At 67.7% G+C, this 20,091-nt stretch carries 19 protein-coding genes; 15 read left to right on the top strand and 4 right to left on the bottom strand.

The features are described from left to right. The first annotated feature begins 4 nt into the window (after positions 1-4). The 7 genes from ACNI3R_RS09645 (at position 5) to ACNI3R_RS09615 (ending at position 7,457) form a co-directional block, all read left to right on the top strand. Complete coding sequence (locus tag ACNI3R_RS09645) at positions 5-1,531, top strand: NADH-quinone oxidoreductase subunit M (protein ID WP_426182557.1); 1,527 nt, start codon at positions 5-7, stop codon at positions 1,529-1,531. Further along, the gene (gene nuoN / locus ACNI3R_RS09640) at positions 1,531-2,970 is read left to right on the top strand and encodes an NADH-quinone oxidoreductase subunit NuoN (RefSeq protein ID WP_426182554.1); all 1,440 of its coding nucleotides are present in this window, start codon (positions 1,531-1,533) and stop codon (positions 2,968-2,970) included. Before ACNI3R_RS09645 ends, nuoN begins: the two co-directional genes overlap by 1 nt. A gap of 46 nt (positions 2,971-3,016) precedes the next feature. Beyond that, positions 3,017-3,727 carry a biotin--[acetyl-CoA-carboxylase] ligase gene (locus ACNI3R_RS09635; protein WP_426182551.1) on the top strand — a complete coding sequence of 237 codons (711 nt, stop codon included), beginning with the start codon at positions 3,017-3,019 and terminating at the stop codon, positions 3,725-3,727. Positions 3,728-3,756: 29 nt separating this feature from the next. Then, a complete protein-coding gene (locus ACNI3R_RS09630) occupies positions 3,757-4,539 on the top strand; it encodes a type III pantothenate kinase (protein WP_426182548.1) in 783 nt (260 codons plus the stop codon). 80 nt (positions 4,540-4,619) lie between these two features. Continuing rightward, positions 4,620-6,200, top strand: a complete 1,581-nt coding sequence (locus ACNI3R_RS09625; protein ID WP_426183136.1) for a ribonuclease J — start codon at positions 4,620-4,622, stop codon at positions 6,198-6,200. Positions 6,201-6,224: 24 nt separating this feature from the next. Next, complete coding sequence (locus ACNI3R_RS09620) at positions 6,225-6,494, top strand: DUF1467 family protein (protein ID WP_426182545.1); 270 nt, start codon at positions 6,225-6,227, stop codon at positions 6,492-6,494. 165 nt (positions 6,495-6,659) lie between these two features. Then, positions 6,660-7,457, top strand: a complete 798-nt coding sequence (locus ACNI3R_RS09615; RefSeq protein WP_426182542.1) for a PEPxxWA-CTERM sorting domain-containing protein — start codon at positions 6,660-6,662, stop codon at positions 7,455-7,457. Here the strand turns inward: ACNI3R_RS09615 and ACNI3R_RS09610 are convergent. Further along, on the bottom strand, positions 7,446-8,276 hold the full coding sequence (locus tag ACNI3R_RS09610) for a hypothetical protein (RefSeq protein WP_426182539.1): 831 nt from the start codon (positions 8,274-8,276) through the stop codon (positions 7,446-7,448). The two genes, ACNI3R_RS09615 and ACNI3R_RS09610, sit on opposite strands and share 12 nt — an antisense overlap. Continuing rightward, the gene (locus ACNI3R_RS09605; protein ID WP_426182537.1) at positions 8,273-8,713 is read right to left on the bottom strand and encodes an ABA4-like family protein; all 441 of its coding nucleotides are present in this window, start codon (positions 8,711-8,713) and stop codon (positions 8,273-8,275) included. The genes ACNI3R_RS09610 and ACNI3R_RS09605 overlap by 4 nt, the downstream gene beginning before the upstream one ends. Positions 8,714-8,761: 48 nt before the next feature. Here ACNI3R_RS09605 and ACNI3R_RS09600 point away from each other — a divergent pair, with 48 nt between their 5' ends. Next, positions 8,762-9,370: a TetR/AcrR family transcriptional regulator gene (locus ACNI3R_RS09600; RefSeq protein WP_426182534.1), complete on the top strand. Its 609-nt coding sequence runs from the start codon at positions 8,762-8,764 to the stop codon at positions 9,368-9,370. Positions 9,371-9,373: 3 nt separating this feature from the next. Here ACNI3R_RS09600 and ACNI3R_RS09595 read toward each other — a convergent pair whose 3' ends face one another. Further along, entirely contained in the window at positions 9,374-9,742 is a 369-nt protein-coding gene (locus ACNI3R_RS09595) for a hypothetical protein (protein WP_426182531.1), read from the bottom strand. 93 nt (positions 9,743-9,835) lie between these two features. Between ACNI3R_RS09595 and ACNI3R_RS09590 the strand changes: the two genes are divergently transcribed. Further along, positions 9,836-10,837, top strand: coding sequence for an adenosine kinase (locus ACNI3R_RS09590; protein WP_426182528.1), 1,002 nt, complete (start codon positions 9,836-9,838; stop codon positions 10,835-10,837). A gap of 54 nt (positions 10,838-10,891) precedes the next feature. Here the strand turns inward: ACNI3R_RS09590 and ACNI3R_RS09585 are convergent, their stop codons facing one another. After that, positions 10,892-12,415: an amino acid permease gene (locus ACNI3R_RS09585; RefSeq protein WP_426182526.1), complete on the bottom strand. Its 1,524-nt coding sequence runs from the start codon at positions 12,413-12,415 to the stop codon at positions 10,892-10,894. Positions 12,416-12,613: 198 nt separating this feature from the next. Between ACNI3R_RS09585 and ACNI3R_RS09580 the strand changes: the two genes are divergently transcribed. The 6 genes from ACNI3R_RS09580 to ACNI3R_RS09555 are packed head-to-tail and all read left to right on the top strand — an operon-like array spanning position 12,614 to position 20,071. Next, entirely contained in the window at positions 12,614-13,288 is a 675-nt protein-coding gene (locus ACNI3R_RS09580; protein ID WP_426182523.1) for a response regulator, read from the top strand. After that, entirely contained in the window at positions 13,288-14,304 is a 1,017-nt protein-coding gene (locus tag ACNI3R_RS09575; protein WP_426182520.1) for a sensor histidine kinase, read from the top strand. The genes ACNI3R_RS09580 and ACNI3R_RS09575 overlap by 1 nt, the downstream gene beginning before the upstream one ends. A gap of 46 nt (positions 14,305-14,350) precedes the next feature. Continuing rightward, positions 14,351-15,466, top strand: coding sequence for an efflux RND transporter periplasmic adaptor subunit (locus tag ACNI3R_RS09570; protein WP_426182517.1), 1,116 nt, complete (start codon positions 14,351-14,353; stop codon positions 15,464-15,466). A gap of 3 nt (positions 15,467-15,469) precedes the next feature. Beyond that, on the top strand, positions 15,470-18,541 hold the full coding sequence (locus ACNI3R_RS09565) for an efflux RND transporter permease subunit (protein ID WP_426182514.1): 3,072 nt from the start codon (positions 15,470-15,472) through the stop codon (positions 18,539-18,541). Further along, positions 18,534-18,833 carry a DUF3240 family protein gene (locus tag ACNI3R_RS09560; protein WP_426182511.1) on the top strand — a complete coding sequence of 100 codons (300 nt, stop codon included), beginning with the start codon at positions 18,534-18,536 and terminating at the stop codon, positions 18,831-18,833. Before ACNI3R_RS09565 ends, ACNI3R_RS09560 begins: the two co-directional genes overlap by 8 nt. Beyond that, the gene (locus ACNI3R_RS09555; RefSeq protein WP_426182508.1) at positions 18,830-20,071 is read left to right on the top strand and encodes a TolC family protein; all 1,242 of its coding nucleotides are present in this window, start codon (positions 18,830-18,832) and stop codon (positions 20,069-20,071) included. The genes ACNI3R_RS09560 and ACNI3R_RS09555 overlap by 4 nt, the downstream gene beginning before the upstream one ends. Positions 20,072-20,091: the final 20 nt, after the last annotated feature.

Below are 20,091 nucleotides of genomic sequence, written 5' to 3'. Positions count from 1 at the left end.
CGCGATGGGCTTTCCGATCCTTTCCCTGATGATCGCGCTGCCGCTGGTGGCCGCGTTCGCCTGTCTGTTCGCCGGGGACAAGGGGGCGCGCTGGATCGCGCTCTTCGTGACCTTCGTCGATCTCGCGCTCGGCCTGCTGCTGTGGAACCGGTATGAGATCGGCGGCGCGCAGTGGCAGTTCACCGAGCATGTCGCGCTGTTCGGGCGTTTCGCCTGGGCGCTTGGCATCGACGGCATCGCGCTGCTGCTGATCGTTTTGTCGGTGTTCCTGATGCCGATCTGCATCGCCGCCTCGTGGGAGGCGATCGAGAAGCGCGTGCCCGAATATATGGCCGCCTTCCTGCTGATGGAAACGCTGATGATCGGCGTCTTCGCGGCGCAGGATCTGTTCCTGTTCTACATCTTCTTCGAAGCCGGCCTGATCCCGATGTATCTGATCATCGGCATCTGGGGCGGCGCGGACAGGATCTACGCCAGCTACAAATTCTTCCTCTACACGCTGCTCGGATCGGTGCTGATGCTGATCGCGATGCTGTGGATGGTGAACGAGGCCGGCACGACCTTCATCCCGACGTTGATGGCCTATGACTTCCCGCCGGAAGCGCAGACCTGGCTGTTCCTCGCCTTCTTCGCCTCCTTCGCGGTGAAGATGCCGATGTGGCCGGTCCACACCTGGCTGCCCGACGCGCACGTTCAGGCGCCGACGGCCGGATCGGTCATCCTGGCCGGCGTGCTGCTCAAGATGGGCGGCTATGGCTTCGTCCGCTTCTCGCTGCCGATGTTCCCGGTCGCCTCGGCCGAGCTGATGTGGCTGGTCCTGGGCCTGTCGATGGTCGCGGTGGTGGTCACCTCGCTGATCGCGCTGGTGCAGGAGGACATGAAGAAGCTGATCGCCTATTCGTCGGTCGCGCACATGGCCTTCGTCACCATCGGCCTGTTCGCCTTCAACCGCCAGGGCCTCGAAGGCGCGCTGATGGTCATGCTCGGCCACGGTCTCGTCTCGGGCGCGCTCTTCCTGTGCGTCGGCGTGATCTACGACCGCATGCACACCCGCGAGATCGCCCGCTATGGCGGCCTGTCGGACAACATGCCCAAATATGCGATGCTGTTCCTGCTGTTCACCATGGCCTCGGTCGGCCTGCCGGGCACCAGCAACTTCGTCGGCGAGTTCCTGTCGCTGGTCGGCGCCTATGAGATCTCCTCCTGGGTCGGCTTCGTCGCCACCACCGGCGTGATCCTGGGCGCGGCCTATATGCTCTACCTCTATGCGCGCATCGCCTACGGCTCGGCGCGCACGGCGGAAGCGGCGACCATGCCCGATCTGACCGCGCGTGAGATGGCGATCCTCGCCCCGCTTGCGGCCGCTACCCTCTGGATGGGCGTCTATCCGGAAAGTTTCCTCGCGCCGATGCGCAACGATGTCGGGGCGATCCTCGCCCGGCTCGCGCCCACGGCTCCCCATGGCGACGCCAAGGTCGCCGTCGGTCCTGTCCCAGCTCAAGCGTCGGCGCATGCGGAGGCGCACCACTGATGTCGATTACCGCCTCCCTCGCTCTCACCGTCCCCGAGCTGATCCTCACGGTCGGAGCGCTGCTCCTGCTGCTCGTCGCCGCCTTCGGTGGTGACGGCCTGTCCCGCGCTATCGGCTGGGGTGCGGTCGCGCTGTTCGGCGCTGCCGCCTTTTCGCTCACCGGCCCGGCCGGCAGCGGCGGGCCCGGCTTCGACGGCCTCTATATCGCCGACAGCTTCGCGGCCTTCGCCAAGCTGCTGATCTATATCGCGGCGGCGGTCTCGGTGCTGCTTGCGCCCGGCTTCTTTGCCCGGGCGGGCGGCTATCGCGCCGAATATCCGGTGCTGATCCTGCTGTCGGCCGTCGGCATGGGGATGATGGTGTCGGCGGGCGACCTGCTGACGCTCTATGTCGGCCTCGAACTGCAGTCGCTCTCGGCCTATGTCCTCGCCGGCTTCCTGCGCCGCGACACGCGCTCGGCCGAAGCGGCGCTCAAATATTTCGTCCTCGGCGCGCTTGCCTCGGGCATCCTGCTCTACGGCATCTCGTTGCTCTACGGCTTCACCGGCACGACCCTGTTCGCGGGCATTTCCGACGCCATGTCGAAGGACATCGGCATCGGCACGATGTTCGGCCTGGTCTTCGTCCTGGCGGGCCTCGCCTTCAAGATTTCGGCGGTGCCGTTCCACATGTGGACGCCAGACGTCTATGAAGGCGCGCCGACCCCGGTCACGGCCTTCTTCGCCTCGGCCCCCAAGGTTGCCGCCATGGCCCTCCTCATGCGCGTCTCGGTCGAGGCGATGGGCTCGGCCACCGATCAGTGGCGCCAGATCGTCGTCTTCGCCGCGCTCGCCTCGACGATCGTCGGCGGCGTCGCCGCAATCGGCCAGTCGAACATCAAGCGGCTGCTTGCCTATTCGTCGATCAACAATGTCGGCTTCGCGCTGTTCGGCCTCGCCGCCGGAACTGCCGACGGCATCGCGGCCACGCTGACCTATCTCGCGGTTTACGTCGCGATGACGCTCGGCAGTTTCGCCTGCCTTCTGCAGATGCGCGATGCCGATGGCCGCCCGGTCGAAGCGATCGCCAGCCTTTCGGGTCTGTCGCGCACGCGTCCGGGTCTCGCGGCAGCCTTCGCGATCTTCATGTTCAGCTTGGCGGGCATTCCGCCGCTGTTCGGCTTCTGGCCGAAATTCCTGGTGTTCGATGCGCTCGTCCGCGCCGGCTATTGGCCGCTCGCGATGATCGGCATCGCGACCTCGGTGATCGGCGCCTTCTATTATCTGAAGATCGTCAAGACGATCTACTTCGACGACCCTGCCGAGGGCTTCGCTCCCGCCGATTCGCGCGTCGAAGGTGGTGTCATCGTCCTCATGGCTCTTGCGGTATCGCCGCTCGGCTATCTGGCGATCCCGCTGCTCGACGCGACGAGCATGACGGCGGCGCGCGCGCTATTCTGATAGCCTGCAAAAGGCCTGATTGCATGATGGCCGGGGACATGGCGGCATGACCCCGGCGATCCAGCACGTCGCCGAGACCGGTTCGACCAACGCCGACGTCGCCGCGCTCGCCCGCGCCGGAGCACCGGAGGGTAGCTGGATCCGCGCTGACGCCCAGACCGGCGGTCGCGGCCGGCAGGGACGTCCCTGGGTTTCGCCGCCCGGCAATTTCTACGGATCCACCTTGGTGCGCCGCCTGCCCGGCGATCCGCCGGCGTCGAGCCTCGCCTTCGTGGCGGCGGTCGCGCTCGACGCGCTGTTGCAGGCCTGGGTGGGGGCGGACCGGCTGTCGATCAAATGGCCGAACGACCTTCTCGTCGATGGTGCCAAACTGTCGGGCATATTGCTCGAAGGCGCCGACGACGCCGTGGTCGTCGGGATCGGGGTGAACCTGGCCCATCATCCGATCGGTCTCGATCGGCCCACGATCAGCCTCGCCGGCCTCGGCCTGTCGCCGCCTTCGCCCGCGGACTTCGCCGAGGAACTGGCAGCACGCTTTTCCGCGTGGCTCGGCCGCTGGCGGGGGGAAGGACTGGCCGTCATCCTGTCCAGGTGGCAAATGCGTGCGCACCCCATCGGTACGGCGCTGCGCGTGCAAGCACCCGAAGGCGTGCTCGAAGGCCTGTTCGATGGTCTGACCCCCGAAGGCGCGCTCAAACTGCGCTGCCCCGATGGACATGTGCATCATGTGCACGCAGGCGACGTTTTCCTGCTATAGGCGCCCCGAAGGAAGGACTCGTACCGGTCATGCTGCTTGCGATCGACGCAGGGAACACCAACATCGTTTTCGCGCTGGTCGACGGTGACGCGATCAAGGCGCGCTGGCGCATTGCGACCGATCCCCGGCGCACGGCCGACGAATATGCGGTGTGGCTGCACCAGCTGCTGCAGCTCGAAGGCTATGAGCGGTCGGCCATCGAAGCGGTTATCGTCGCCACGGTGGTGCCGCGCGCTCTCCACAATCTGGAAGTGCTGGCGAGTAAATATTTCGGCGTGACCGCGCTGGTTGCGGGCCGGCCGCCCGTCGAATGGGGGATCACCCTCGACGTCGACGAGCCGCAGAATGTCGGCGCCGACCGTGCGGTGAACGTCATAGCGGCGCATCGCCGCCATCCCGGCGACCTGATCGTGATCGATTTCGGCACCGCGACGACCTTCGACGTGGTCGATTATACCGGCGCCTATAAAGGCGGGATCATCGCGCCGGGCATCAACCTGTCGCTCGACGCGCTGGTCGGGGCGGCGGCAAAACTGCCACGCATCGCGATCGAGGCGCCCGAGAGCGCCAGCGTGATCGGCCGCACGACCACCAGCCAGATGCTCGTCGGCATCTATTTCGGCTATGTCTCGATGATCGAGGGGCTCGTCGGCCGCATGAAGGCCGAGGTCGGTCGCCCCGTGAAGATCATCGCCACCGGCGGGCTCGCGCCGCTGTTCGAACGCCATGTCAAACTGTTCGACAGCATCGAGCCCGACCTCACCATCCAGGGCCTCGGCATCATGTATGACCGGCTGAAGGCCCGGCTTTGACAGATTGGACAATTTTCTAAGTGACGACTCCCGGTAACGAATTGCTCTTCCTGGCGCTTGGCGGCTCCGGGGAGATCGGCATGAACGTCAATCTCTACGGCACCCAGGGCAAATGGGTGATGGTCGATCTCGGCCTGACCTTCGCCGATCCCGGCTATCCGGGTGTCGAGCTGATCCTGCCCGAGCTCGCCTTCATCGAGGAGCGTGCCGACGACCTGCTCGGCATCGTCCTGACGCACGGGCATGAGGACCATATCGGCGCGATCCCCTACCTCGCCGCCGATCTCGGCGTTCCGCTCTATGCGACCAAGTTCACGGCGGAGCTGATCCGCGGCAAGCTCGACGAAGAGGGCATCACCGACAAGGTCGAACTCCACGTGATCGACAATGAGGGCAGCTTCGCGCTGGGGCCGTTCGGCTTCACCTATGTCCCGCTCGCCCATTCGATCCCCGAGGGCAACGCGCTGCTGATCGAGACGCCCTATGGCCGCATCTTCCACACCGGCGACTGGAAGCTCGACGACGAGCCCGTGCTGGGCATTCCCTCGACCGCCGAGGAGTTGAAGGCGATCGGCGACAAGGGCGTCCTCGCGCTCGTCTGCGATTCGACCAATGTCTTCAATTCCGAAGCATCGGGCTCCGAAGCCTCGGTGCGCAAGGGGCTCGACGAGGTCATCGGCGCCTGCAAGGCGCGCGTGCTCGTCACGACCTTCGCTTCGAACGCTGCGCGGCTGCAGACGCTGGGCGAAGTGGCGAACGACACCGGACGCAAGCTGTGCGTCGCGGGCCGCTCGCTCGACCGGATCATCCGGGTGGCGAAGTCGAGCGGCTACCTCAAGGATTTCCCGCCGATCATCGACGTCGAGGATGCGATGCGCCTGCCCCCGCAGGAGGTGATGATCATCGCCACCGGCGGCCAGGGCGAGGCGCGCGCTGCGCTGTCGCGGATCGCCTTCGACAGCCATCCGGTCAAGCTTTCGGCCGGTGACACGGTCGTCTTCTCGTCGAAGCAGATTCCGGGCAACGAGATTGCCATCGGCCGCATCCAGAATGCGCTGGCGGCAAAGGGGATCGAGATGATCACCGAGCGTCAGGCCGATGTCCACGTCTCGGGCCATCCCGGCCGCCCCGAACTGGCGGCGATGTACGACTGGATCCGTCCGGAGATCATCCTGCCGGTCCATGGCGAGCTGCGCCACATGGCTGAGCAGGCCCGCTTCGCCAAGGCACAAGGCGTGCCGCACGGCATCGTCCAGCAGAACGGCACGGTCGTCCGCCTCGCGCCCGACGGGCCGAAGGCGATCCGCCAGGAGCGCACCGGACGGCTGGTTCTCGACGGCGACGTGATCCTGCCCGCCGACGGCTCGACGATGAACGAGCGACGGCGTGTGGCGCAATATGGCTTCGTCGGCGTCACGCTGGTGCTCGAGAAGGGCGACCGGTTGCGGGGTGAGCCGTCGCTCATGATCCAGGGTCTGCCCGTTGAAGAGGACCGCGAGGCCTTTCTCGCGGACGCCGCCGAGGCCGCGAAGGGCGCGGTCCGGAAAGGCGGACGCGACGAGGCGAAACTGCGCGAGGCGGTGCGTCTCGCCGTGCGCCGGCGCGCGACCGCCTGGACCGGCAAGAAGCCGATCGTCGACGTGTCGATCATCCGTATCTGACGGCTTTCGGGGGAAGGCGGCGCCATGAAGTTGACGTCGATCATCGCGATCTATCTGCTCTTCTGGTGGGGCTGTCTGTTCCTCGTTCTGCCCTTCCGGCTCCGCAGCAGCGCGGAGCCCGAGGCGGCGGTGCCCGGGCAGGTCGAAAGTGCCACGCCGCGTTTCTCGGTGTGGCGTACCTTGCTTTGGACCACGATCGTATCGGCGGTCGCCTTCGGCCTGTTCTACGTCAATTACGTCAATGGCTGGGTGACGGCCGACCTGCTCGATCTGAGCCGCCTGCACGGGCGCTGATACCACCGGCGGGGCTTTCTTTGCTGTCGGAGTATTTTACAGCCGCTCGACACCGCCCAGCATTTTTACCGCGAAATCAATGGGCGCTGCGGCTGGCCCGCTTCTTGCTTAGCTTTTACCCATAACGAAAGGGCCGGAACGACCGGTCGCGTGGGGACCGATATCATGCACCGTCTGCATATCATGGCGCTTTCCTTCATGCTGGGCCTGGCCAGCGTCTGCACGGCGTCCAGCGCCTCAGCCGCGACCATCATCGCGACACTGAACAGCGTCGGGTCCGGCAGTACGATCACCATGAACGCCATTCGCCCCAACGGTACGCCCTTTGCCAGCCAGGTGCTGAACGGCCTGGCGACCTTCACGCGCACGGGCGGTACCGACACGCAGCAGTTGGAGGGCTCCGGCAACAGCTTCTTCGCCTTCTGCGTCGAACCCTATGAGGACGCGACGCTCAATTCGAGCTACACCTACACGGTCGATCCTCTCGCGCAGGCTGGCAAGAGCAGCATCTCCGGCGGGATCGGCGTCGGCAAGGCGCTCCAGATATCGCAGCTGTTCGGTCAGTTCGCTCCCAATTTGTCCGCGCCGATGACCGCCGTTCAGGCCTCGGCGCTCCAGATCGCGCTGTGGGAGATCGTCAGCGAATCGTCGAGCAACCCCTTCGACGTCACCAGCGGCACGACCTATTTCTCGACCCCGGCCTCGTCCAACTTCTCGCAGGTCATCGCGCAGGCGCAGACCTATCTGAACTATGTCAGCACGGCCAATGGCTCGGCCCCGCTCGCGCAGGGCCTGCAGGCGTTGACGGTCGCGGGCAAGCAGGACTTCCTCGTCCAGGCGGTGATCGTCGCACCGGAGCCAGGCACGTGGATGATGCTGATCCTCGGGTTCGGCCTGGTCGGCCATAGCCTCCGCCGCCGTACGCGACCGGTGATCCCTTTCGGTACGCTTTCACGCAGCTAGAACCGGCAGTCCCGAGACGGCCTGGGCAAAGCTCGCCAAGGTCAGCGCGCAGTAGAGCAGGGTGCCCGCGACCAGCAGTGCCCAGCCGTGGTGTTCATCAAGACCGCGAACGGCAAGGCCCAGCAGCGGGATCGCCTGCTGGGCGTGCATCCCCAGGAAATGGGCGACCCGCAGGTCGCCGCCGACCCGGTTCCAGCCGAAAAGCGGCAGGCCGTGCCCCTCGGGGCCGACCGCATGGCTCGTCTGTGCGCCCATATATAGGCCGAGCCCGCCGCCGAGGAGGAAGGTGAGCACCAGGCCGGCGATCAGCGCGAAGTGGAACGAAGGGCGGAGCCCTGCAATGGGGTGGCGCACCAGCTGGCCAGCGATCGGCAGCATCGCCGCGACGAGCATGGTCGCCCCGATACCCATAAGAGCGTAAAGCGCGGCATGCAGCGGCGTATCGCGATTGAAATGGGATGCCTCCCCGAGCGCCGCCTGGACGATGATGTAGGCGAGCTCGAACGTCGCAGCCGCGACAATGATCCGGCGATTGGCGCGAAGCAGCGGCGTGTCCCTCGTCCCTGACGCGACGAAGCCGGTGATCCACGCGGTCGTCAGCGCGAACAGGCCCAGCGACAGCAGGAACTTGGCCGGCTTTACCCAGGGATCGACGCCGCTCGCCAACAGGCGCGGGTCGATTGTCTGCAGCAGCAGCGCGACCGGAAACAGGCCGAGAAGGAGGAAGCCATATCGCGCGAGCAGCCGGTCCCCAGCAACCAGATCGTCGGCCAGACGCGCAAGCGGGCCCGACGGGCGGGTAGCGAGGGCCGTCGTCATGCTGCCGCCTTTCGCTGAATCAGCGTGCGGACCAGCATATAGGCAAGCAGGCCGGTCGGGCCGAACAGGAAACACAGGATCAGACAGGGCGGAAGCAGCCACCAGGGCAGGGCGCGGTCGGCCGCGTCGCGGGCGACCCATCCTCCGACGAACAGATCGAAGGCCAGATAGTGGATCCAGCCGGCGGTCAGCATGGAGTCGTCGGCAAAGAGCGCCCTGACTTCGGTAATCGACCCAAAGCCGCCCTCGCCGGGTGCCGGCCCTCCGCCGATCAGCAGCGCGGCATAGGCGAGCGCGAGGAGCACCGGCACGGCGATCGTCGCGAGTCGGTTGGTTCGCGTCCGGATCGTGGGGAAAGGAAGGGTCGCCAGCAGGGCCAGCCATGCGATCATGGCGAGGAGATTGGCGATCGCGAAAATCTGTGCAGGCAGGCCCATGTTGCGACTCCTATCTGTACACTGTACAGATTGGTGATGGCCGATGATATGAACAGTGTCAAGATTAGCCGGAGGAGCCGCTATCACCATGGCGCCTTGCGCGATGCCCTGATCGATGCTGCGCGCGCGGTGGTCGAGGAGCGCGGTCCGGACGGCTTTTCGCTGCGCGAAGCAGCGCGGCGGGCGGGGGTTTCGCCGGCTGCACCAGGACATCATTTCGGCGACGCGCGTGGCCTGTTGACGGCGCTCGCAACGGTCACCAGCAGATCGTTCGGTGATGCGCTGGAGCAGGCCGATGTCGGCCGCGATCGCATCGCCCGCCTGCGCGCGCAGGGCATGGCCTATGTCCGCTTCGCACTCGCGCATCGTGCGGCTTTCGACCTGATCTGGCGACGCGGGCTGGTGGATGCCGCGGATGAAGAGCTGAAAGCCGCAAACCGGCGTGCTTTCCTGATTCTCGACCGCGTCGTGCGGGGCGAGGGGGCAGCGGACGCCAGCCCGTGCGAGGTGGACGCAGCGTCGTCGCTGGCCGCCTGGGCGACGGTCCACGGCTTTACCCAACTCGCGCTCAGCGGTGTGTTCGGAGGCGACGAGGGAGCGGCCGAACGTGCAGTCGATGCGCTGCTGCCGGCGGTGCTCGACCGCCTGGCGCTGTAGCGGTCAGCGCGCCTCGCGCCGGCGGCTGAGCGCAGCGATGCACGAGGCGCGGTCGATGTCCTCGCCATTGGGCAGCCGCGCGTCGACATGCGTCACCACTGCCTCCCGCCCCGGTGCGGATGGATAGAGATAGGCATCCATCACGCAGACGCTGCTCGCATATTGAAGCTTTCGCGCGGTGCCCTCGCGGACATCCTGGTTCGGCGTGCCGAATAAGGCGATCAGCGCGCGGGCATCCCGACCCAGGACGCGATCGAGTCCTGCTTCGGTCCGCACCGGGGGCGGCGGCGTCAGCGTCGGGGGTGGTGTGGCCGGGCCGCAGGAGGCCAGCAGGGCGATGGGAATGGTCAGCAGAAGCGGGCGCATCGTCATAAGGGAGCGATCAGCACCATTAGCGACGCGGCGCAAGCCCGTTGCCGCGGGGCGCCCTTCCAACGCGGCGCGTCTCGCTCTAGGGGAGGCGGCATGATTCCACCCCGCTACGATGTGGTCGCGATCGGCAATGCGCTGGTCGACGTGCTCTGCCACAAGGATGATCAGTTCGTGTCCGCGCAAGGGCTTCAGCGCGGGCTGATGCAGCCGATCGATCCCGATCGCGCGGTGATCCTGCACGAAGCGATGGGCCTGTGCGAGGAGGTGTGCGGGGGGTCGGCGGCCAACACCATGGCGGCGCTCGCGCGCCTCGGTCTTCGGCTCGCCTTCGTCGGGCAGGTCGGCCGGGATCGGCTGGGCCTGCTCTTCGCGGGCGACATGACCGCCAGCGGCATCGACTTTCCGCTGCCGCCGATCGAAACGCCCACCGGCCGCTGCCTGATCATCGTCAGCCCGGACGGCCATCGCACGATGAACACCGCGATCGGCGCCTCCGAATTTCTGCCCGCTGCCGCCTTCGACGCGGGCATCGCCGCCGACAGCGCGATCCTCTATGTCGAGGGTTATATGTGGCGGACTGAGGAGCCGCGCGCTGCCTGCCGCGCCGCCCTGGACATGGCGCGCCGTCACGGCCGGCGGACGGCCTTCACCTTGTCCTCGGAGTTTTGCGTCCGCGAGCATCATGACGATTTCGTCGAACTGCTTGAGCTGCGAACCATCGACATCTTGTTCGCCAACGAGGGCGAGCTGGCCGAGCTCAGCGGCCGATCCGATTTCGAGGCGGGGCTCGCATGGGCGTCGGGGCGCGTTCCGCTGCTGATCGCGACCTGCGGTGCGGAGGGCGCGATCGCGATCGAGGGCGGACGCCGCGTGGCGGTGCCGGCCGAACCCTTCGGGCCGATCGTCGACACGACCGGCGCGGGCGACCTGTTCGCCGCCGGCGTTCTCGCCGGACTGGCGCGCGGGCGGGACATCGAGACCTGCCTGCGCATGGGATCGATCGCCGCCGGCCGGATCATCGCCCAGATGGGACCGCGCCTGCCGCTGGACGAGGATCTCGCCGGGTTGATCGAGAGTCGTCTCGACCAGCGCTGAAACGAAGGAAGCCCGGCTTTCGCCGGACTTCTGACGTCTGTCGACGGTCGCCGATCAGTCGACCGGCGGAACCGGGAGCGGCGGGGCGTCGGCATCGGTTTCGTGGGTGTCCACGATTCCGCGACCGAGGTTGCTCTTCCGATAACCGTAGCAGAAGTACACGACCAGCCCGACCAGGGCCCAGCCGAAGAACAACGACTTCGTATAGAAGGACAGGCTGAAGAACAGGTAGAAGCAGCCGGCTGCAGCGAGCGGCGCCACGATCATCACGGCCGGCGTCCTGAACGGACGCTTGCGGCCCGGCTCGGTCCGACGCAGCACGAGCACCGCGATCGAGACCGCCGCGAAGGCAAACAGCGTACCCGAATTGGAGATGTCGGCCAGCGCGCCGACCGGGAACAAGGCGGCGAAGATCGACACGAACACGCCGGTCATGATCGTCACGACATGCGGGGTCTTGTACTTCGGATGAACCCGCGAAAAGGCCGACGGCAGCAGCCCGTCGCGGCTCATCACGAAGAAGATGCGGGTCTGGCCGAACATCATCATCAGGATGACAGAGGGCAGTGCCAGACCGGCGGCAAGGCCGATCAGGTTTCCGACCTGCGGCCACCCGATCTCGCGCAGCGTCCAGGCCAGTGCTTCCTTCGAGCAGACGACCTTGGCGTCGCCGATCGCCGAGCAGGCGGCGGCAAGCTCGGTCGACCCGGTCGGCAGCCCATTGCCGGCCGCGTCGAGCATCGGCTGCGCGCCGACGCCGCCAATCACGCCGGCCGCAACCAGCATGTAGAAGATGGTGCAGATGCCGAGCGAACCGATCAGGCCGATCGGCATGTTGCGCTGCGGGTTCTTGGTCTCCTCGGCGGCGGTCGAGACCGCGTCGAAGCCGACATAGGCGAAGAAGATCGACGCGGCGGCGGCCGAGATGCCGGCGAAGCCGAGCGGCGCGAAGGGGTCGAAATGCTGCAGGTTCATCACCGGCAGAGCCAGCACGACGAACAGGCTCAGCGCGGCGACCTTGATCGCCACGAGGACGGCGTTCACCGTCGCGCTCTCCTTGGTGCCCAGGACGAGCAGCCAGGTCACCACCAGCGCGATTATCGCAGCCGGAATATTGATCAGGCCGCCGTCGATCGGACCCAATATGAAGGTCTTTGGCACGGTTATGCCTGTCAGATGCTGGAACAGCCCGACGACATAGCCCGACCATCCGACCGAGACGGCGCCCGCCGCGATCGCATATTCGAGCACGAGCGCCCAGCCGACCATCCAGGCGACCAGCTCGCCCATCACGGCATAGCTATAGGTGTAGGCCGAGCCCGATACGGGCACCATGGCTGCCATTTCGGCGTAACAGAGCGCGGCAACCGCGCAGACGAAACCGGCGATGATGAAGCTGAGCATCATGCCCGGCCCCGCCTTCTGGGCGGCTTCGGCGGTGAGAACGAAGATGCCGGTGCCGATGATGCCGCCGATGCCCAGCATGGTCAGCTGGAAGGGGCCCAAGGACCGGTGCAGCGACTTCTTGGCTGCGGTAGCGAGAATGGCGTCGAGAGGCTTTACGCGCCCGAATATCATGCGGATGTCCCTTGTCTGGCCGGCTTCTGGTGCGCGGCCGGTCATGGGAAGTGCAGCCTAGCCCCTAATTTTAACCGCGCAATAGAATTGCGCGGACCCTTGCGTCAGGCTGAGGTCAGATTGCCTCGCCATGCTGGTCTGCTGTAGCGAAAAGCGTCGCGTTGCGGGACGTGCGGGCCCGGCGCGCTAGGAGGTCATGTGCGGCTGCTGATCGTCGAGGACAATGCGCGGCTCGCGGCCCTGACCGCCGAAGGCCTGGGCCGTCGCGGGCTGGCCTGCGACACCGCCCATTCGCTCGATGCGGCGGACGCGGCCATGGCCACCGCTCATTATGATGCGCTGATCCTCGACCTCGGATTGCCCGATGGCGACGGGGTGGACTGGCTCGCAGCGCGGCGCAGGGCAGGGGAGAGCGTGCCGGCGCTGATCCTGACCGCGCGAGGATCGCTCGAGGAGCGGGTTTCCGGTCTCGATGCCGGCGCCGACGATTATGTCACCAAGCCTGCCGAGATCGACGAGATCGCCGCCAGGATCCGTGCGCTGCTTCGCCGACCCGGCCCGCGCGCGAACAGCCTGCTCGAGAACGGGCCGCTGCGCTTCGATACAGCGACCCGGCAGGCCAGTGTCGAAGGCCGGATGCTCGATCTCGGCCGGCGCGAGGCCGACTTGCTCGAAATCCTCATGCGCCAGGCGGGGACGGTGGTGCGCCGGTCCGTGATCGAAGATGCGCTCTACAGCTTTGCCGAGCCGGTCACCCCCAACGCGGTCGAGGCGATCGTCTCGCGCCTGCGCCGCCGCCTCGACCAGGCCGGCGCGGGAGGGATGCTGCACACCATAAGAGGGCTGGGCTATATGCTCCGCGCGGCAGACTGATGCCGACGCGACGTTCGGTCATTCGCCGGCTTGGTCTCGGCCTGTCGTTGATCGGCGCCGGCGGGACGGTGCTGCTGATATTCGGCGTCCTGCTCGAATATGGGCTGTCCTTCAGCGATCTCGGCCCCGGACCGGCACTCGATCTCGCGATCGAGGAGATGACCGAGCATGTCGGCCTGCCGGTGCTCGTCCTCGTTCTCCCGCTCGCCTTCGCCAGCCTCTGGGTGATCCGACGTGCCTTTGCCCCGCTTGGCGATGCGGCGCAGGCGATCGAAAGCGCGCAGGGCATGGAGCGCGGCATCCGCATCGATACCGGGCGCTTTCCCGCCGAAGCGCTGCCCTTCGCCCAGGCGGTGAACCGCTTGCTTGGTCGGCTCGACGAAGCGGCGGCCCGGCACGAGGCCTTCGCCGCCGACGTCGCGCACGAACTGCGGACGCCGCTCGCCGTGCTGTCGCTCGAACTCGACAGCATCGACCATCCCGAAATCGCGCGGCTCAAACATGATCTGTCCGCCATGCGCAGGCTGATCGACCAGCTGATGCTGCTTGCCCAGGTCGATTCGGGTGCGGTCGCGGCGCAGCCCCCACGGGCTGTCATCCTGCCCGAGATTGCCGAGGAGGTGGTCGCCCTGATGGCGGCTCAGGCGATCGACGCCGGGCGCAGCATCGCGATCGAGACCGTCGGCGCGCCCCCGGTCGTCAACGGACACCGTGAAGCGATCGCGGCGGCGCTGCGCAATCTGGTGGAAAATGCGATCCGCGCAACGCCGGAGGGCGGCTCGGTGATCGTTGCCGCCGGCCCCGGCGCGACGTTGCGCGTTCGCGACGAGGGAGAGGGCCTGTCCCCGGACCGGCTGGCGGTTCTCGTCCAGCGACACAGCCGCGCCGACCATGCCAGTCGGACCGGCGCCGGGCTCGGCCTGGCCATCGCCGACCGCATCATGGTGGCGGCCGGCGGGCGCCTTTCGACCGATCAGATGCAGCGCGAGCTTATCCTCGACTTTCGGATCAACTGACCGGCCCCGTCAGGCAGGCGTCAGCTTCGCAGGCTAATTGCTGCGCATGCGAAACTATCGGGGCTATGCGATTGGGGGATTGGCGGCGATCGTCGCTGCGGGTCTCCTGTGGTGGGGCATGGGCGGCGAGCCCGCCCGCAACGGTGAGCCGGACGGCACGACTGCGGCTGCCGCGCCGCCATCCGACATTCTCCCGCTGACGCCCGATCAACTGGGCCGTCTCGCGATCCGGACGGTCCCGGCGATGGTCGCGACCAGTGCGCCGATTGCGCAGCTGCCGGCGGTGGTCGTGCCGCCGCCCGGCGCGCGCGTTGCGGTCGCCGCCGCACTACCCGGCGTGGTGGTCCGTACGATGGCGGTCGAGGGCGACAGTGTCCGGCGCGGCCAGCCCCTGGCGGTGATCGCCAGCCGCGACGTCGTCTCGCTGAGCGGCGACCTCGCCCGTGCCCGGGCGCGGCTGGGCGTCGCCAGTTCGAGCGCGCAGCGCATGGCGCAGCTACAGAAGGCGGGCGTCGTCGCGGGTGCCCGGCTCGACGAGGCGCAGGCCCAGGCCGCAGAGGCGCGCGCCGATGTCGCCGAAAAGGCGCGCATCCTCGATCTCGTCAACGGGCGCGGCGGCAACGGTACCTACACACTCGTCGCCCCGATCGCGGGCCGGGTGACCAAGGCCATGCTGCAGGCCGGCGATCCGGTCGACGGCACCGGCGCGCCCTATGTGATCGACGCGGTCGACCGCTACGAGGTCGAGGCACAATTGCCCGAGCGGCTGGCCGGTCAGGCGCGACCCGGCATGGGCATCCGTCTCGGCGCAGCGCGAGGGACGGTCACCTCGGTCGGCAGCACGATCGATCCCGCCACCCGTTCGATCACGCTCAAGGCGAAGCTTCCCGCAGGGCCCGGCGTGATCGCCGGGCGCGCGACGAGCGTCACGCTCGAAGGCCCGCCGCCGGCAGGCGCGGTGTCGGTGCCTGCGGAAGCGGTCACCAGTCTCGACGGCCATGACGTGGTCTTCGTCCGGACCCGCAGCGGCTTCCGCATCCGCACCGTCTCCAGTGGCGCGACCAGCGACGGGCAGGCGCTGCTCCTTTCGGGCGTGAAGCCGGGCGAACTGATCGCCGTGGCCGGGACCAGCGCGCTCAAGGCGCTGGCCCTGGCGCGCTGATCGATGCTTCGCTCGCTCGTCGCGCAGGCGCTGTCCTATCGCCTGCTGGTCCTCATGCTGGCGCTCGTCACGGCCGGCCTCGGCGGCTGGGCCTTTTCGACGCTGCCGGTCGATGCCTATCCCGACATCGCCCAGACCCAGGTCAAGATCATCCTGAAGGCCCCCGGCATGACCCCGGAAGAGGTCGAAAGCCGGGTGATCGCGCCGATCGAGATTGAGATGCTCGGCATCCCGCGTCAGGCGATCCTGCGCTCGACCGCCAAATATGCGATCGCCGATATCACGATCGACTTTGCCGATGGCACCGACATCTATTGGGCGCGCCAGCAGGTGGCGGAGCGGCTGGGCGGTGTCCTTGCCGATATGCCCGACGCCGTCAGCGGCGGCCTCGCTCCGATCTCCACGCCTTTGTCCGACATCTACATGTTCACGATCGAAGGGCCGCTGGGGCTGCAAGAGAAGCGTGACCTGCTCGACTGGACGATCCGCCCCGCGCTGCGCACCGTGCCCGGCGTCGCCGACGTCAATGCGCTGGGCGGCTTCGTCCGCAGCTTCGAGGTGCGTCCCGATCCGGTCGCGCTGGCGAGCGCGGGCCTGTCGATCGACGAACTGCGCGCCGCGATAGAGCGCGGTAACCGCAATGATGGGGCTGGCCGGCTGACCAGCGGCGAGGAGGCCTTGATCGTGCGGTCGGTCGGCGCGATCGCCTCGGTCGAGGACCTGTCTTCGATGGTCGTCGCCAGTCGCAACGGCCGGATCGTCAGGCTCGGCGATGTCGCCGCCGTCGGCATGGGCAGCCTCACACGCTATGGCGCGGTCACCAAGGACGGCGAGAGCGAAGCGGTGCAGGGGCTGGTGATCGCCCTGCGTGGTGCCGACGCCCGGCAGGTGGTCGACGGCGTCCGCGAGCGGCTGGCGGAGGTCGAGCGCGCTCTGCCGGCCGGGGCCAGGCTCGACGTCTTCTACGATCGCTCCGACCTGATCGGACGCGCGGTCGGCACGGTCGAAAAGGCGCTGATCGAGGCGACGATCCTCGTCGTCATCCTGCTGATCCTGTTCCTCGGCGACTGGCGCGCGGCGGCGATCGTCGCGGTGACGCTGCCGATGGCGGCGCTGATCACCTTCCTGTTCATGCGCGGCATGGGCCTGTCCGCCAATCTGATGAGCCTGGGCGGGCTCGCCATCGCGATCGGGATGCTCGTCGACGGCGCGGTCGTGGTGGTCGAGAATATCGTCGAGCGGCTGGGCCGCGAGCATGACGAGGGGCACCCGCGCCTCAACCTCGTCTTCCGGTCCACCGCCGAGGTGATCGTGCCGGTCACGGCCGGCATCGTCATCATCGCGCTGGTCTTCCTGCCGCTGCTCTCACTGCAGGGGCTGGAGGGCAAGCTGTTCGCCCCCGTCGCGCTCACCATCGTGTTCGCGCTGGCGGGGTCGCTGCTGCTCGCGCTGACGCTGGTGCCGGTGCTGTCTTCCTATGGGCTCAGAAGCGGTTATCATGGCGAGCCCTGGATCATGCGCTGGCTCAACCCGCGCTACCATGCGCTGCTGGAGGCGGCCTTCGCGCGACGGCGGCTGGTCTATGCGCTGTCGGGGGCGGGGCTGGTGGTCGCGGGCATCGCTTATGGCGCCGTCGGCAAAACCTTCATGCCGACGATGGACGAGGGCTCGATGATCGTCCAGACGAGCAAGCTCCCTTCGATCAGCCTCGACCAGTCGGTGCGCGACGATCTGCTCGTCGGCCGCACGCTGAAGGCCATTCCCGAAGTGAGCGAGGTGATCGCACGCGTCGGGTCGGACGAAATCGGGCTCGATCCGATGGGGCCCAACGAAACCGACAATTTCATCCGGCTCAAGCCCGCCTCGGAATGGCGTGGCGACAAGGACTTCGTCCTCGCCGAGATGCGCAAGGCAATGGAAGGGCTGCCGGGGATCGAACCGACCTTCACCCAGCCGATCGAGATGCGCGTGTCGGAAATGCTCACCGGTGCGCGCGGCGACCTGGCGGTGAAGATCTTCGGTCCCGATCTCGCGACGCTCGCCGATCTGGCCGGGCAGGTGCAGCACGTCCTGTCCGGGATCGACGGCGCGTCCGAGGTGATGACCGTCGCCAATTCCAACGTCGACTATCTGCGCCTCGACATAGACCGTGCCGCTGCCGGCCGCTTCGGCATGCCGATCGACCAGCTGCAGGACTCGCTGCGCGCGCAGGTCGAGGGCGTCCGCGCCGGGGTGGTCGCCGAAGGGCAGAAGCGCGTGCCGATCCTGATCCGGGGCGACGAGAGCCTGCGCGCCGATCCGGCCCGCTTCGCCGACCTCCAGTTGCACACGCCCGAAGGGACGCTCGCCCGCGTCAGTGACATGGCCAAAGTCGAGCGCGCGGAGGGGCCGGTCAAGCTCGACCATGAAAATGGATCGCGCTTCGCTCTCGTTCAGGCGTTCGTCTCGGGCCGCGACCTTGTCGGCTATGTCGACGACGCGCAAGCTGCGGTCGCGGCAAAGGTGACCTTGCCGCACGGCTATCGCATCGTCTGGGGTGGCCAGTTCGAGAATCAGCGACGCGCCTCTGCCCGGCTCGCGCTGGTCGTGCCGGGCGCGCTGCTGCTGATCTTCGGGGTGCTGCTCGGCACGCTTCGCTCATTGCGGGCGGCGATCATCATCCTGCTCAACATCCCCTTCGCGATGGTGGGTGGCATTGTCAGCCTGTGGGCGTCGGGCGAATATCTCTCGGTCCCCGCTTCGGTCGGCTTCATTGCCCTGCTCGGCATCGCGGTCCTCAACGGGCTCGTCCTGGTCGCCTATTTCCGCCAGCTGCGCGACGAAGGCCTGCCCATCGCGCAGTCGGTTCGCCTGGGTGCGGAGCGACGGCTGCGCCCGGTGCTGATGACCGCCAGCATCACCGCCTTCGGGCTGGTGCCGCTGCTCTTCGCGACGGGGCCCGGGTCCGAGATTCAGCGCCCGCTGGCGATCGTGGTGATCGGCGGCCTCGTCACCTCCACCCTGCTGACCCTGATCCTGCTGCCCATGCTCTACGAACGATTCGGCGAAAGCCGCGCGGAGGCTGCCCGTGGCTGAGGTGCTGCTCTGCTTCCATTGTGCGTCGGCCGATGCCGAGGCGATCGCCGAGGCGCTGCGCGCTGTCGCCCAGGCGCCGGTTCACCTGCGCGACGAGCGCGTCCTCGGCCGCGACTTCAGCGATGCCGGGACCGGCGAGCAGGTGCTGGCGACGCTCCGGCGCAGCGCGGTCGAGCTGGTTGTCGACGAAAAAGCGGCCGCCTCGCTGGTCGCGACGGTCGAGAGCGCGCGCCGTCGCTGGCCGGTCCGCTGGTTCGCCACCCCGATTGCGGCGCGAGGGAGAATCGGATGAGGATCGTTCGCCTTCTGGCATCGGTCTGGGTGGTCGCCGCGCTTTCGCGGCCCGCACTCGCGGCATCCAGCCTGCCGCCGACGCCCCAGGTTCTCGCTGCACTCGACGGCCACCCCACCGTCGCGGCGGCCCGCGCGAGGCTGGAGGCGGCGCGCGCGCAGGGCGTAGCGCTTCGGCGCGGCACGCAGGAAGCGGTCGTCAACGGCAGCTATATCCGCCGCAGCGTCGATCGCGAGGGCGGCTATGACGAGTTCGACGTAACCGTAAGTCGGCCGTTCCGACTGCCGGGCAAGGCGGGGCTCGACCGCACTGCGGGCAATCTCGGCGTCGATGTCGCCGAAAACCGGATGGAGGATGTGCGCCACCAGACGGCACTTGAGCTGGCGACGCTCTGGTATGACTGGCTGACAGCGGGCGAATTGCATCGCAACGATCGCGACAGCGCGGTGCTCGCGCGCAAGGCTGTCGATGCCGTTCGCCTGCGCCGACGGCTCCGCGATGCCTCCGATCTGGAAGTCGATCAGGCGGTCGCCGCGCTCGGCCAGATCGAGGCACAGGCCGCGGCGTCCTTCGCCGAGCGCGAGCAGGCGCGGGCGAAGCTGGCCGCCAATTTCCCCGACCTCGTGATGGGCGAGGAACCGCCGCCGCTGGCTGTGCCCGAGCTACCCGACGGCGGGCTCGATCGCCTGCGCGATAAGGTTGTCGAGAACAGCCACGAGATCGTCGCGGCCGACCGCGAAGCGATGCGCATGGACGTGCTGGCGCGTCGCGCGCGGGCCGACCGCGTGGCGGATCCCTCCTTCGGTGTGCGGATGTTCAGCGAGCGCAGCGGGATGGAGCGCGGCGCCGGCGTCGTCGCGTCGATCCCGCTCGGCGGCGGTCACCGGCGGGCGGTCGCGGACCAGGCGGGAGCGGAGGCGGATGCCGCCCGTTTCGAGCTGTCGGCGGTACAGCGGTCGGTCGAGGCGACCGCGAGCGCGGATCTGTCCGGCGCACGCAGTCGGCATGCCGCCTGGATCGAGATGGAGAAGGCTGCTGCTGCAGCGGACGCCGCCGCCGGGCGCACCGAACAGGGCAATGCGCTCGGCCATGTCGATCTGGCCGATCTGCTCTACGCACGCCGTCAGGCGCGAGAGACGCGGCGGGCCGAGATCGAGGCCCGCGCCGAGGCGCATCGCGCGATCACGCGGCTGCGCATCGACGCCCATGCGCTGTGGCTCGACGAACATGTCCAGTGATCCGGCCAGTGTGGGGCCGG

It is taken from the genome of Rhizorhabdus antheiae (genome assembly GCF_049889055.1).
GTDB lineage: Bacteria > Pseudomonadota > Alphaproteobacteria > Sphingomonadales > Sphingomonadaceae > Rhizorhabdus.
The sequence above is the reverse complement of the archived record's forward strand: the minus strand, read 5'-3'. Positions and strand labels throughout refer to the sequence as shown.

What these genes read in the sequence shown, in the direction of transcription:
- ACNI3R_RS09565 (WP_426182514.1), top strand. Translation starts at nt 15,470, where the DNA reads ATGCTTCGCTCGCTCGTCGCGCAGGCGCTGTCCTATCGCCTGCTGGTC.
- ACNI3R_RS09610 (WP_426182539.1), bottom strand. Translation starts at nt 8,276, where the DNA reads ATGACGACGGCCCTCGCTACCCGCCCGTCGGGCCCGCTTGCGCGTCTG.
- ACNI3R_RS09615 (WP_426182542.1), top strand. Translation starts at nt 6,660, where the DNA reads ATGCACCGTCTGCATATCATGGCGCTTTCCTTCATGCTGGGCCTGGCC.
- ACNI3R_RS09555 (WP_426182508.1), top strand. Translation starts at nt 18,830, where the DNA reads ATGAGGATCGTTCGCCTTCTGGCATCGGTCTGGGTGGTCGCCGCGCTT.
- ACNI3R_RS09600 (WP_426182534.1), top strand. Translation starts at nt 8,762, where the DNA reads ATGAACAGTGTCAAGATTAGCCGGAGGAGCCGCTATCACCATGGCGCC.
- ACNI3R_RS09620 (WP_426182545.1), top strand. Translation starts at nt 6,225, where the DNA reads ATGAAGTTGACGTCGATCATCGCGATCTATCTGCTCTTCTGGTGGGGC.
- ACNI3R_RS09595 (WP_426182531.1), bottom strand. Translation starts at nt 9,742, where the DNA reads ATGACGATGCGCCCGCTTCTGCTGACCATTCCCATCGCCCTGCTGGCC.
- ACNI3R_RS09625 (WP_426183136.1), top strand. Translation starts at nt 4,620, where the DNA reads ATGAACGTCAATCTCTACGGCACCCAGGGCAAATGGGTGATGGTCGAT.
- ACNI3R_RS09630 (WP_426182548.1), top strand. Translation starts at nt 3,757, where the DNA reads ATGCTGCTTGCGATCGACGCAGGGAACACCAACATCGTTTTCGCGCTG.
- nuoN (WP_426182554.1), top strand. Translation starts at nt 1,531, where the DNA reads ATGTCGATTACCGCCTCCCTCGCTCTCACCGTCCCCGAGCTGATCCTC.
- ACNI3R_RS09635 (WP_426182551.1), top strand. Translation starts at nt 3,017, where the DNA reads ATGACCCCGGCGATCCAGCACGTCGCCGAGACCGGTTCGACCAACGCC.
- ACNI3R_RS09645 (WP_426182557.1), top strand. Translation starts at nt 5, where the DNA reads ATGGGCTTTCCGATCCTTTCCCTGATGATCGCGCTGCCGCTGGTGGCC.
- ACNI3R_RS09570 (WP_426182517.1), top strand. Translation starts at nt 14,351, where the DNA reads ATGCGAAACTATCGGGGCTATGCGATTGGGGGATTGGCGGCGATCGTC.
- ACNI3R_RS09605 (WP_426182537.1), bottom strand. Translation starts at nt 8,713, where the DNA reads ATGGGCCTGCCTGCACAGATTTTCGCGATCGCCAATCTCCTCGCCATG.
- ACNI3R_RS09590 (WP_426182528.1), top strand. Translation starts at nt 9,836, where the DNA reads ATGATTCCACCCCGCTACGATGTGGTCGCGATCGGCAATGCGCTGGTC.
- ACNI3R_RS09575 (WP_426182520.1), top strand. Translation starts at nt 13,288, where the DNA reads ATGCCGACGCGACGTTCGGTCATTCGCCGGCTTGGTCTCGGCCTGTCG.
- ACNI3R_RS09585 (WP_426182526.1), bottom strand. Translation starts at nt 12,415, where the DNA reads ATGATATTCGGGCGCGTAAAGCCTCTCGACGCCATTCTCGCTACCGCA.